The sequence below is a fragment of the Geomonas paludis genome, from assembly GCF_014193585.1.
GTDB classification, from domain to species: domain Bacteria; phylum Desulfobacterota; class Desulfuromonadia; order Geobacterales; family Geobacteraceae; genus Geomonas; species Geomonas paludis.
The window spans coordinates 59,945-72,972 of sequence record NZ_BLXY01000006.1; the positions used below are offsets into that span (position 1 = coordinate 59,945).

Sequence of the window (13,028 nt, forward strand, 5' to 3'; positions counted from 1 at the left end):
CGCGGCTCGTCACACTATTCCAACCGTGTCCGGCAGGGTAACCATCGGACCGCCCCGCCCCTCAGCAGCTGGGGCACCAGATGCAAAAAGGGATCAGCCCGCCGGCTGGTCCCTTTGTCTTGCTACTTATCATGTTGTCTGCTGCACAACACTACTTGGCGCCCTTCGCCAGGTGCATGCTCCACGGCCCGCGCGTCGCTATCTGCAGGACGGTTTCCTCGTCCACCCAGGCGTTGTGCACCATCCTCGGCGGGATGGCGAAGTAGCTTCCCGCCGGAAGCACGGTCGGGTTGTCCTGCGTCGCTCCCATGGCCAGCTTGACGGTGCCGGAGATTACCGTCACCCGCTCCACGTTGCCATGGTAATGGGGCGCGATCTTGGCCCCGGCCGGCAGCTTGATCCTCGCCACGAAGAAACCGGCCTTCGCCATATCCCCATCCAGAACGGCCATCTGCGCGCCGGGTATCGCCGGGGGACCGGCATGCCATTGTACCTGGTCCGGCAGTACCATCACCTGCTGCACCGGGGCCTTGCTTACCTTCTTCTCCGCCGCCCCTGCAACTGCGGACAGGGAGAAGAAGACCATCATCAGGAACAGTATTGTCCTTTTCATCTCTGAGCCTCCTCAACAGCCTGAGAACCCTCGTTATTCCACCTACCTGACCTCTATTGTACGGTTGCCGCCCCCGCCAGCACCAGACAATTCTCCCGGACCGCTCGACGCACCGGGTCCTTCCGAAAAAAATTCTTTACAACGTATGACAATATGAATAAAATTCGCAGCGAAAGGTGTAAACGAGAATGTTCGACGAAATAGACATCCACATACTGGAGATTCTTCAGGAGAAGGCGAGAATCCCCAACGCGGAGGTGGCCCGCCAGGTAGGGATGGCACCCTCCGCAGTGCTGGAGCGGATCCGCAAGCTCGAGGAGCGCGGCATCATCGAGGGGTACGAGGTGAGGCTGAATCCCGCCTGCTTCCACCAGGGGCTCTCCGCCTTCGTGCAGGTCGAGGCGGACTGGAGCGACGCGCAGACCGCTACCGCCCTGGCCGCCATCCCGTCGGTGCAGGAGGTACACCAGGTGGTAGGTCCCGACGGCTTCCTGGTCAAGCTGAGGACCGCCGACCACACCACCCTGTCCCGCATCCTGCAGCAGATCAGGCCGCTGCCGGGGGTGAAGTCGATCCGGACCCAGGTGGTCCTGGAAACGGTCAAGGAAACCCGAAGGGTGGACCTTACGGAACACAACGGCCACGGCCGTAACTCTTAATCACGCACGTTACGCAAGCTACCATCAATAGAAGGAGAACCAAAGTCATGCCGATGTCCGCTTCTTTCAAAGAACGCCTGTTCCCCCGGATCCCCGCCATCCAGCAGCATTTCCAGACCCCGTTCCACATCTACGACGAGGCGGGCATCCGCGAGACCGGCGCCAGCCTCATCAAGGCCTTCTCCGGCATCCCCGGCTTCCGCGAGTTCTTCGCCGTCAAGGCGCTCCCGAACCGGGAAATCCTGAAGCTCATGAAGGAAATGGGATTCGGCTTCGACTGCAGCTCCATTCCCGAGCTGATCCAGGCCCGCCAGCTGGGCGCGAAGCCGGAAGACATCATGTTCACCTCCAACAACACCAGCCAGGAGGAGTTCGAATTCGCCGCCCAGGACGGCGGCTGCATCCTGAACCTGGACGACATCTCGCTGATCGACAAGGTACCGGTCTTCCCGGAACTGATCTGCTTCCGCTACAACCCCGGCCCGCGCCGCACCGGCAACGTCATCATCGGCAACCCGGAAGAGGCCAAGTACGGCGTCTCCCACGACCAGGTGGTCGAGGCCTACCGAAGGGCCCAGGCACGCGGCGCCAAGCGCTTCGGCCTGCACACCATGGTCGCCTCCAACGAACTGGACTACACCTACATCGTGGAGACCGCCCGCATGGTGCTCGAGGTGGCCGAGGAAGTCGAGGCGGCACTGGGGATCCAGTTCGAGTTCGTCAACATCGGCGGCGGCTTCGGCATCCCCTACCGCCCGGAGCAGAAGGCGCTCGACCTCCCCACCATGTCCAAGGAGATCACCGCGATCTTCGACGGCTTCCGCGCCCGTCACGGCCACGCACCGGCCATGTTCATGGAGAGCGGCCGTTTCATGACCGGCCCGCACGGCGCCCTGGTGGCCACCGCCATCAACAGCAAGGACACCTACCGCAAGTACATCGGCCTGGACGCCTGCATGTCCTCGCTGATGCGCCCGGCGCTGTACGGCTCCTACCACCACATCGACGTGGTCGGCAAGGAAGGGGTCGAGCGTAGCGAAGTGTACGACGTGGTCGGTTCGCTGTGCGAGAACAACGACAAGTTCGCCATCCAGCGCGACCTTCCCCCCATCGAGGACGGCGACCTGGTGGTGATCCACGACTCCGGCGCCCACGGCCACGCCATGGGCTTCCAGTACAACGGCAGGCTGCGCCCCAAGGAGCTCATGCTGCGCGCCGACGGCCGGGTGGAGCTGATCCGCCGCGCCGAGACCGTCGAGGACTACTTCGCCACCTACAACTTCGAGCCCTCCGTGCTCAAGCCGTAGCGCGGCAGAAGGGACTGGCTCCGTCAGGTGCCTGTCCCTTTAGCGGAACGCCCCTTCAAGCCCGGCCACCGTGCTCAAGCCGCAGCGCGGCAGAAGGGACTGGCTCCGTCAGGTGCCTGTCCCTTTAGCGGAACGCCCCTTCGGCCCAGCCACCGTGCTCAAGCCGCAGCGCGGCAGAAGGGACTGGCTCCGTCAGGTGCCTGTCCCTTTAGCGGAACGCCCCTTTGAGCCCAGTCACCGTGCTCAAGCCATAGAGGCTTTCGGTTGAGGTAGGACCGAGGATACAACCGGTACAGCATGAAATGAAAAAGGCACCCTGCCGCACGGCGGGGTGCCTTTTTTTATCCGGCGTTGACAGGTCCCTCCCTCCCCTTGCGGGAGGGGGCTAGGGGGTGGGGGAACTGGCCATCGTTTCCGCAGCTTGGGGCTTCACCCACCCCCCGTCCCCCTCCCGCCTTCGCTGGACGTAGCGCTTCGGCGCGCAGGCCCGTCAAGGGAGGGGGGGACATCCTCTCCGGATGCCGCGGCGGCGCGGGCGAAGGCGTCCCGCAGGAAGGCGGCGGCCTGGACGGGGGGCATCGGCCTCGCGTGCAGGTACCCCTGAACCTGGTCGCACTTGCACAGCAGCAGCTTCTCCTGCTCGTCCCGGGTCTCCACCCCCTCTGCGATCACCTGCAGCCCCATGCTGTGCCCGATGGCCACGATCGCCTTGATGATGCCGACGGCGTCGTCCCGGACGGTCACATCCCTGACGAAGGACTGGTCGATCTTGATCCGGTCCACCGAGAAGTTCTTCAGGTAGCTCAGCGAAGAGTAGCCGGTGCCGAAATCGTCGATGGAGATCTGCACCCCGAGCGACTTGAACATGCGCAAAAGCGCCACCGACTCGGCCGCTTTCTCCATGAGCATGCTCTCGGTCAGCTCCAGGTCCAGGTACCGCGGCTCCAGCCCGACCTCGAGGAGCGTCCCCACCACCATTTCGGAGAACCCCTCCTGCATCACCTGCTTGATCGAGACGTTGACGCTGACGGTCACCGGGTACCCTTCCTGGTGCCAGCGCTTGCACTGGGCGCAGGCCTCACGCAGCACCCAGGCTCCCAGCTCGTGGATCAGCCCGGTCTGCTCGGCGACGGGAATGAACCGCGCCGGTGCGACCGTCCCCAGGGTATCGTCGTGCCAGCGCGCCAGCGCTTCCATGCCGACCACCCGTCCCTCGCGCAGTTCGAGTTGCGGCTGGTAGTGCAGCGTCAGCAGATCCTTTTTCAGCGCATCGCGCAAGGCCGCTTCGAGGGCTACCCGCTCCTGCGCCTGCTCGTTCAATCCTGCCGAGAAGAACTGGTACCGCCCCCCGCCGGCGCTTTTGGCCGCGTACATGGCGAGGTCGCCGTTCTTCAACAGGGTCGCGATGTCGTCGCCGTCCTCCGGGAAGAGCACGATGCCGATGCTGGCGCCGGAATAGATCTGCCGCCCCTCCACCTCGAAAGGCTGTTTGCCCAGGTCGAGCAGCTTCGCGGCCAGCTTGGCCACACCGTCCGCCCCCGATACCTGGCAGCACAGCAGGGCGAACTCGTCCCCACCCAGGCGGGCGAAGGTGTCGCTCGCCCTCATGATGCTCCGGAAGCGCTGCACCACCAGTTGCAGCAGCTGGTCCCCGGCGTGGTGTCCCAGGGTGTCGTTCACGTCCTTGAAATGGTCCAGGTCGAAGAACAGGACGGCGAACATCTCGCCGTAGCGCCTGGCGCGGGCGAGCGCCTGGGAACAGCGGTCGTAGAACAGGGTCCGGTTGGCCAGGCCGGTCAACTGGTCGAAGTAGGCGAGGTTGTGCACCTCCTGCTCCGCCTGTTTGCGCAGCGTGATGTCGTGGCTCAGGCAGAGGAAGCGGTCCCTCTTGTCGCTCGACTCCAGCATGGTCGCCGACAGGTGCACGTGGATGGCGCGGCCGTCCTGGGTCACCAGGCTCGCCTCCCGCTCCACCAGCCCTTCCTGGCGCAGCACCGCGGCGATGAAATCGCCGCCCAGGCTCGCGTCGACGAACAAGCCGGCGAAGTCACGGCCAAGGAGGTCCTTCCTGGCGAAGCCGAACACCTCCTCCGTGGCCCGGTTCATGTCGAGGATCTCCCCTTCCCGGGAGACCACGGTGAGCGCCTCGGGCATGGTGGCGATGATGCTGTCCAGGTACTTGTTGGTCGAGCTCAGCTGCTCGTCGTAATCGCGCAACCGCTGCACCATGGTGTTGAAGGAGGTCGAAACGGCCGTGATCTCGTCGTGCTCCGTTTCCGGGACGACCACGTCACGCCTGCCAGCGGCGACAGCAGCGGCGGCGTCCTTGAGCATGCGGATGCGGCGGGAGACTTTGTACGGAATGGTCACGCTCAAAAGCAGTGCTGCGGTCAGCGCCGCCACGGAGAGCACCACCGCCGAGATGATGGCGCTGGAGACGCTGTGCAGGGTCGCCGCCAGGTTCTGGTTCAGTTCCGTCATCTCCCGGTCGTGCGCGGCGTTGACCGCCTGCAGAAAATCCTTCTCCGCCTTCTCGAAACGCTCCTTGGACTCGATCAACTGGGAGCTATGCCCCCTGGCGTCGACCACGCCGATGTAATCCCGGGACTCCTTGAGCAGGACCTGTCCGCTCAGTTCCAGCGCCCTGGGCATCCGTTCCGTCCCATGCACCAGGATCCTGCTACAGAGATCGAGGTTGCTCACAAAACTCGCCCGCCCCTCCTCGAGAAGCCGCACCTCTTCCTCCTTGGCCTCCAGGTCCTCCTTCCCCTCTCCCTCGGCAGGCTGAACCGAGGACAGGAACGCGTACTCCATGGAAGAGGAGACGATGCGCAGCCCCGCATAGCGGAGGTCCTTGAGCACCAGCAGGTGGGGGATGACCTCCTTGTTCACCTTGTAGAAGCTGTCCCGTACCTTCTGCGCCCCCGAGATCCCGCCGATCGAGATCAGGACGGTGGCACAGATGATGGCGAGATAACTCAGAAGCAGTTTAAGCCAAAGTTGCATGGTACTCCCTCAGGTAGGAAAAACTGGAACTGTCCAGTCATACTATCGGCACCATGACTGAAATCCTGAGGACTGATATTGGGGGGGGAGCGGGTGATTGAATCGACAGGGGGAAAAGATGGTGGAGGGCGCAACCGCCGCCCTCCACTGTCTCAGCAAGGAAGGATCATTGTCCCAGCGCGTGCTGCAGGTCCTGCTCCGGGGTGGTGATGGGGCCCAGGTCGTAGTTCTGCACCAGGAAGTCGAGCACCGCCGGCGACACGTAGGCCGGGAGAGAGGGTCCCAGGCGGATCCCCTTGATGCCCAGGTGCAACAGCGTGAGCAGTATCACGTGGGCCTTCTGCTCGTACCAGGACAGGATCATGGACAGCGGCAGCTGGTTCACGTCGCACTGGAAGGCGTCGGCGAGGGCGACCGCGATGCGGATGGCCGAGTAGGCGTCGTTGCACTGCCCCACGTCGAGCAGGCGGGGGATGCCGCCGATGTCCCCGAACTCCAACCGGTTGAAGCGGTTCTTGCCGCAGGCTAGGGTCAGGATGACGCAGTCCTTGGGGACCTTCTCGGCCAGCTCGGTAAAGTAGTTGCGCCCGGATTTGGCACCGTCGCAGCCGCCGATCAGGAAGAAGTGTTTCACGGCGCCGTTTTTCACCGCATCCACCACGGCGCCGGCCACCTTGAACACCGCCTCGTGGCCAAAGCCCACCAGGATCTCCTGCCCCGGGTTCTCGGGGAGGTCCGGCAGCGCCAGCGCCTTGTCGATGACGGGGGTGAAGTCGTACCCTTCCAGGTGCGGGATGCCGGGCCAGGCCACCTCACCCCAGGTGAAGAGGCGGTCCGTGTAGCTCGCCTCGGGCTTCTGGATGCAGTTGGTGTTGAAGATGATGGCGCCGGCGAAGTCGGGGAGTTCGCGGGCCTGGTTCTGCCAGGCGGTGCCGAAATTGCCGGCGAAATGCGGGTATTTCCTGAGGCCCGGGTAGCCGTTGGCGGGAAGCATCTCGCCGTGGGTGTAGACGTTGATGCCCTTGCCATCGCTTTGTTTGAGGATCTCCTCCAGCATGGGAAGGTCGTGACCGGAGACCACGATCCCCTTGCCGCCACGGGTGCCGAGGTTCACCTTCATCGGCTCAGGTGCGCCCAGCCTCTCGGCGTGCCCGTCGTAGAGGAGCTCCATGGTGCGCAGGTTCCACTTGCCGCACTCAAGCGACAGGCCCACGAACTCCTCCAGGGTCGCCTGCGGGTCGGTGGTCTTGGCCAGGGAGCGGTGGATGAACTCGTAGATCCCCTCGTCCTCCTTCCCCATCTCGGCGGCGTGCCAGGCGAAGGCGCCCATGCCGAGCAGGCCGTAGATGAGGATCTCTATGGTGGAGAGGATGTTTGGGTCCTGGTGCCAGGTGAGGACGCCGTGCTGCCGCCCCTGGTCGATGAGCGCCCGGGTGTCCCCGGCCGGCTGCCAGGCGGCCGCCTCCTGGGTCAGTTGCGGCGCCTCGCCCCCTTTTTGCTGGCGGTAGGCGTCCTCGTAGAGGGCCTTCGCCTTCTCCTTCATCCGGTAGCAGTTCTGCAACCGGCGCGCTATGTCATCGGGGTCGAAGTTGACGTTGGTGACCCGGGTGAAGAGGCCGTCCAGCATGAAGCGGTCCACCTCCTCATCCTTTTGCCCCAACTCCCGCGCCTTGCTCGCGTACAGCGCCACCCCCTGCAGCCCGAAGATCATCAGGTCCAAAAGGGCCGACACCTCGGGGTTCTTGCCGCAGTTCCCCATCACCTCGCACCCTACCCCGCGAGCCGCCTGTTCGCATTGCCGACAAAACATTGCACTAGCCATGTATGCCTCCTTGAAAGGTTGGAATTTTCCAATCAGGAGAGTTTGTCAGATCCGGAACAGTTTTCAACCTGTGGCAGCGTCGACCGGCCAAATCACTTGAGCCGTACTCCATCCAGCCTTACCGTCCCCTTGGTCACCTTTAGGTTCCCGGTCAGGGTGGCGCTCCCCGCGGCCGCGTTGTAGGCGCAGTCGTATCCACCCTGCAGGCGCACCCTGATCTCCCTGTCGAAAGTGAGGTCACCGGCGAACGGAACGCCCTGGAGCTGGACAACATCGTCATCGATGGCCTGCAGCAAGGCGGCGAGGGGATCGGCGAAAAGCACCGACGGGACGGACTGGACCCGCACCGGCGGGTTGGAGCAGGTAAGGACGCTGATGTAGCCTCCCTTCGATTTCGTCGACGAACCGCTCTGGTTGGTCGCGGTCAGGGAAACGGTGTAGCTCCCCGGGGTGCTGTAGACATGTACGGGATTTCTGGCGGTGGCGGTGGCCCCGTCGCCGAAGTTCCACAGCCACGAGGTGGGCGCTCCGGTCGAGAGGTCCGAGAAGGCCACGCTGAGCGGTGCCGGCCCGGTGCTCGCGGAAGCGGTGAAATCGCAGCTCAGGGTGGCGGCGGGGACGGGGATCCGTTGCGGGGCATACCTGCGTTCCCCGGCGCCGTCCCCCAGGCTGCCGCGGGTGTTGTCGCCCCACCCCCAGACGGTGCCGTCGCTTTTGACCGCGTAGGAATGGGAGCCGCCTGCGGCGATGCGCACCACCCCGGACAGACCGGTGACCTGGACCGGCGTGTTGCGCTGCGTCACGGTGGTCCCGTCACCGAGAGTCCCGCTGAAGCTGTACCCCCAGACCCACACGGTGCCGTCGGACTTCAGGGCCAGAGTGTGGTAGTCACCGGTGGCCACGGCAACCACTCCCGACAGGGTGGGGATTTTCACCGGGGTCTTGCTGGTGGCGGTGGAACCGGTGCCGAGTTGGCCTGAAGAGCCGAGGCCCCAAGTCCAGACGGTCCCGTCGCTCTTCAGCGCCACCGAGTGCCCCTGTGCGGCGGCAACGGTGACGACCCCGGAAAGCGAGCCGACCTGCACCGGACTCAGGCGCCTGATGATGCTGCTGTCCCCGAGTTGGCCGCTGTCGTTGTTGCCCCATGCCCAGGCCGTGCCGTCAGCCTTGAGCGCCAGCGTGTGGCTCCCCCCGGCGGAAACGGCTGTCACACCCGTGATGCCCGCGGCAGCAACCGGCGCCAGCGCGCGCTGGTCGAGCGTACCGTCGCCCAGGCGGCCGTAGTTGGTCCCCCACCCCCAGACGGTGCCGTCGGACTTCAGCGCCACGCTGTGCGAGGGGCCCGCGGCAATGGCGGTCACGCCGGCAAGACCGGGCACCTGTTGCGGAGCGGACCGGTTGACCGTGCCGCCGTCCCCCAGTTGCCCTTCGCTGTTCTTGCCCCAGCTCCAGACGGTGCCGTCCTCCTTAAGGGCCAGGGTGTGCGAGTAGGTCGCCACGGCAAGCGCCCCGGTAAACACCGGGTTGGCAGTCGCCGCAAGCCGGTATCCGGAGCTCCCGTCGCCCAGGGCACCGTCCACGTTGTCTCCCCAGGTGGAGATGGTCCCGTCCCCCCTGAGCACGGCGCCGTGCCAGTTGCCGGCAGCAATGAGGGGTAGGTCGGGGCCGGCCGGCTGGAACTTGGCGAACACGAGCCGGTCGGCTGTCATGGTCAGGCTCCCCCCCACCCGGCGAAGACCGAGCCGGCGGCGGGAGTCGCGCTGAGGGTCACCTCGGTGCCGAAGTCGTAGACCTGGGCGCAGTTCCCGGTGCAGGCGAGCCCGGGCGTTGCCTGGACGCTTCCCGACCCGCTCCAGGGGCGGCTCACGGTCAGGGTGGAGGTGAGCCTCTTGAATCCGGCGCCCACCTCCCTGGTGCCGTCCATGGTCACGGTACAGTTGCCGGTCCCGGAGCATGCGCCGCTCCAGCCGGTGAAGAGTGAATCAAGGCCGGCAGTCGCGCTCATGGTGACCACCGTCCCCGGCTCGAAGGAGAGGCTGCACGGGCCGGAACAGCTGGCGCCGGTGGAGAAGTCGACCCTGCCGGTCCCCTTGTCGGTGAAGGCAATTTCCAGGGGCTCGTAGACCCGCAGCACGGAATCGGCGAGGTTCTGCGCGCCGGCCGCGTCACTGAGCTGGAGGGTGAACGTGAAGGTTCCACTGGCAGTCGGGGTGCCGGAGACAACCTGCGTCGCGGGGTCGATGGCGAGCCCGGGCGGCAGTGCCCCGGCCGCGAGGGAAACGGTGTAGGGGGCGGCGCCACCTTTGAACGTCATGGCCTGGCTGTACGGCTTACCTTTCACCGCGACGGCAAGCGGCTCCACGACCAGCGGCTCCAGGTAGACGCTGGTAACCATGCCGCCGTCATAGGGGCGCGTGACGTAGAGGGCGTCGTTGCTGTCCAGCGCGAGGGCGATGGTAACGTACGGTTTGGTGGCGCCGGGGATCGGCTTGGTCCAGAGGATGTTGCCGTTGGCGTCGAGTTTGGCCAGGGCGTATATGGTGGCGGAGCCGTCGAAGAAGCGGCCGGCCGCATACAGCTGCCCCTTCTTGCCCACGGCAAGACTCGTGATGTGCAGTTCCTGTCCGTTGACCCCGCCCACCGGCACCACCTTGTTCCAAAGCACGGCACCGTCGGCGTTGTATTTCACAACGGCGAAATAATCACCCGCCACGTAGACCGAGCCGTCGGCGCCCACCGCAACGGCATAGGCGGTATAGTCGTCGTAGTTCCTGACCCAGAGCAGGTCTCCCGCTGGGCTGTACTTCAGGGTCTGGTATTGGTAGCTGTAATAGCCGTCCGCCCCCCGAACCCCTTTATCGCCGGTCATGTAGACGTTTCCGGCGGCGTCCAGGGCGACGGAGAAGACACGGTCCACTTCCGCCGCGTCGTAGCTTCTCGACCAGAGCACGTTACCGGCTGCATCGTACTTGATCAGCAGCGTGTCGTGGCGCCAGGGATACTCATAGGTGGTGTAGCCCGCGACGTAGACGTTGCCCACGGCATCCACGGCCACCTCCCTGGCGGAATCTATCTTGCCGTCGTCGAAACTGCGGCTCCACAGTTCGTTTCCCTGCGCGTCGTACTTGACCGTGGTGCAGGCCAGGTGCGTTATGGAGGAAGGCAGCCATGTGGGATCGGGCTCCCCGCCGGTCACGTACAGGTTCCCGCTGCCGTCAACGGCCACCCCCTGAGACCATTCGTTGATGCCGCTGTCGTAGGTCCTGCTCCAAAGCAGCGAGCCGGCGGGGCTGTATTTCACGGTCAGGTAATGGTCCAGTCCGTCCTGTGCGCCGTTTTGCAGGGCACCGGTCAGGTAGGTGTTGCCTGCCCCGTCCACGGCAATCCCCCTGGGGACGCTGTTGGTGCCGGCACGGTAGCTCATGAAGCGATCCTCGATAACCAGGCCGTCCGACACCTGGACCGAGTACGGTTTGCTCCCCCCATGACCAATGGCGTCGGTTGCGGTGACGACAAACGTGAAGGTGCCGCTGCGCCGGGGAAATCCCGAGAGTTCGCCCGTGGCACCGTTGAGCGTCAGGCCGTCCGGAAGCGTCCCCTGGACGGTCCAGGTGTAGGGTGCGACGCCGCCGGCGGACTGCAGGTACTGCCGGTAGCCGTGGTTGAGGTTCCCCTCCGGGAGGTAGCCCGTGATGGACAGCGAGGGTACATAGGCGACTCCGGCGGGCGAGGAGAACTTCAGGTACTGCACCGGCTTCGGGATGATGTAGAACGGGACGGTCCACGAGGCGGAGAAGATGCCGTCGCCCGCGGCAAGGTCGGGGAAGACCCCGTCATCCTGGAGGGTGACCGTGTCGCCCTCGGAGGTGGTCACGGTGACGGGACCGGAGGGATTGCCGCAGTTTATGCTCATGGCGGAAAGCGTGTAGGTGCCGGAGCTCAGGGGGAACTCTGCCGGGTACTGGGTGGGGACCAGCAGCGGCTTGTCGGTGCAACTGAGGGCGCCAAGGGCGTTGATGCGCCGCCCGGTGAGGGTCTTCTCTGCCAGCGACGGCACCGGATCGGCTCCGGCCAGGATGAGGTTGCGAATGGTGCGCCAATCCCGGGACGGCTGCTGAGCCTTCAGCAGGGCGGCGAGACCGGTCACGTGCGGCGCCGCCATCGAGGTGCCGGAGAGCTTACCGTAGCCGCCGGTGAGACTCCAGATGTTGACGGCGGGAAGCGTGCTGAGGATGTCCTGCCCCGGTGCGCCCACGTGGACGCTGCGGCTACCGTAGTTGGAGAAGGAGGCCTTGTCGTCGTTATGATCGGTAGCGGCCACGGAAATGACGTTGGGAAGATCCAACGCCGCCGGGTAGAAAAGGATGCTGTCGTTGTCGGAGCCGTTATTGCCTGCGGCTGCAATGAAGAGGATGTCGCGCTGGGCGTCAACAGCGTCGTAGAGAGCCTGGGAAAAGTCGACGCCCCCCCAGCTGTTGTTGGTGGCCACGATATTCGCGCCGGCGTCTTTGAGTCCCTTGATGTGCTCCAGGCACTGGACCGCGGCGGCGGTGTCGCCGTAACCGTCGGCGCCGATGAATTTGCAGGCGGTGAGCTTGACGTTCCAGTTGACGCCGGCCACGCCCAGGCCGTTATTGCCGCGCGCTCCGATGGTGCCCGCGACGTGGGTGCCGTGGCCGTGATCGTCGAAGGGATCCGGGTCCTGGTTGAAGCTGTCCAACCCGCCGCCGGTCCAGACGCTGGCAGCGAGATCGGGATGGCTGGCGTCGATGCCGGTGTCGATGATGGCGACCACCACCTCGCTGCTGCCGGTGGCGAGGTCCCAGGCGGCGGTCGCCTTGATGTCGGCACCCGCCGTACCTCCGGTCTGGCCGGTATTGCGCAGCGCCCAGAGTTCGTTGAACATGACGTCGTCGGGCTGCTGCAGGGGCGCGTAGATGAAGTTGGGCTCCGCGTACTCCACCTCCGGCTCGGCCCGGTACTCCTTGAGTGCCTCCTCGACGCTCACCCCTTTTTTCAGCTTCACGTGATGCAGGCGCAGCCGGGAGAACTCCCGGACCAGGCTCCCTCCCCGCCTGCCGTGCACGTTTTTGCTGTTTCGTTCCGGGACGCCGGCCTTGAACTTGATCAGCAGTTCGTCGTTTCTGTATTTGGGGCGCGGGGGCCGTGGTTGGGAACGTTCCGAACGGGGAGGCCGGTCCTCGTCTTGCACCGGTGGGGACGCCGTCTTCGTGTCAAAGCCTGCGTAAGTGAAGGTGCAGTTGAAAAAGAAGATGACAAGCAGAAGGCCCTTCAGCCCGAAGATCCGTCGCATATCCGCCTCCATCGATGCGGAATGAACCGCAGCATTAACATCGCAATACAAAACACCGGAGGCACAGTAGTAGATGCAGAGCAGCAAGTCAAAGAGAAAGTTAATGTAACAACACTCTTTATTACCGCCTACCCGCATCTTTCGTTTTTCCTGAGATCAGCGAGACAACACGGAACAGGGGCCCGCTCTCCTGCGCCGGTGTGGGATCGCCGGAACAGTTGTAGGTCTCGGGAGTCTTCACCCCCGGCCCGGTCTTCGAAATACCGCAGAGCGAGCGTTGATCTTCGCCACCGCAGGCCACTGCTGC

General features: G+C 64.7%; 7 protein-coding genes. 2 read left to right on the forward strand and 5 right to left on the reverse strand.

The features are described 5' to 3' along the window. Positions 1-151 precede the first annotated feature (151 nt). A complete protein-coding gene (locus H7687_RS14645) occupies positions 152-613 on the reverse strand; it encodes a cupin domain-containing protein (RefSeq protein WP_183348675.1) in 462 nt (153 codons plus the stop codon). Positions 614-801: 188 nt separating this feature from the next. On the opposite strand from H7687_RS14645, the gene H7687_RS14650 reads away from it, so the two are divergent. Continuing rightward, complete coding sequence (locus H7687_RS14650) at positions 802-1,272, forward strand: Lrp/AsnC family transcriptional regulator (protein ID WP_183348677.1); 471 nt, start codon at positions 802-804, stop codon at positions 1,270-1,272. Positions 1,273-1,319: 47 nt separating this feature from the next. Next, on the forward strand, positions 1,320-2,579 hold the full coding sequence (locus H7687_RS14655; RefSeq protein ID WP_183348679.1) for a diaminopimelate decarboxylase: 1,260 nt from the start codon (positions 1,320-1,322) through the stop codon (positions 2,577-2,579). Between the two features lie 429 nt (positions 2,580-3,008). Here the strand turns inward: H7687_RS14655 and H7687_RS14660 are convergent, their stop codons facing one another. From H7687_RS14660 to H7687_RS14675, 4 genes are all read right to left on the reverse strand, one after another. After that, positions 3,009-5,585: a putative bifunctional diguanylate cyclase/phosphodiesterase gene (locus tag H7687_RS14660; RefSeq protein ID WP_183348681.1), complete on the reverse strand. Its 2,577-nt coding sequence runs from the start codon at positions 5,583-5,585 to the stop codon at positions 3,009-3,011. Between the two features lie 166 nt (positions 5,586-5,751). Beyond that, positions 5,752-7,407, reverse strand: coding sequence for a hydroxylamine reductase (hcp, locus tag H7687_RS14665; protein ID WP_183348683.1), 1,656 nt, complete (start codon positions 7,405-7,407; stop codon positions 5,752-5,754). A gap of 92 nt (positions 7,408-7,499) precedes the next feature. Further along, positions 7,500-9,116 carry an RCC1 domain-containing protein gene (locus H7687_RS22120; protein ID WP_183348685.1) on the reverse strand — a complete coding sequence of 539 codons (1,617 nt, stop codon included), beginning with the start codon at positions 9,114-9,116 and terminating at the stop codon, positions 7,500-7,502. A gap of 2 nt (positions 9,117-9,118) precedes the next feature. Next, positions 9,119-12,721 carry a S8 family serine peptidase gene (locus H7687_RS14675; protein ID WP_183348687.1) on the reverse strand — a complete coding sequence of 1,201 codons (3,603 nt, stop codon included), beginning with the start codon at positions 12,719-12,721 and terminating at the stop codon, positions 9,119-9,121. Positions 12,722-13,028: the final 307 nt, after the last annotated feature.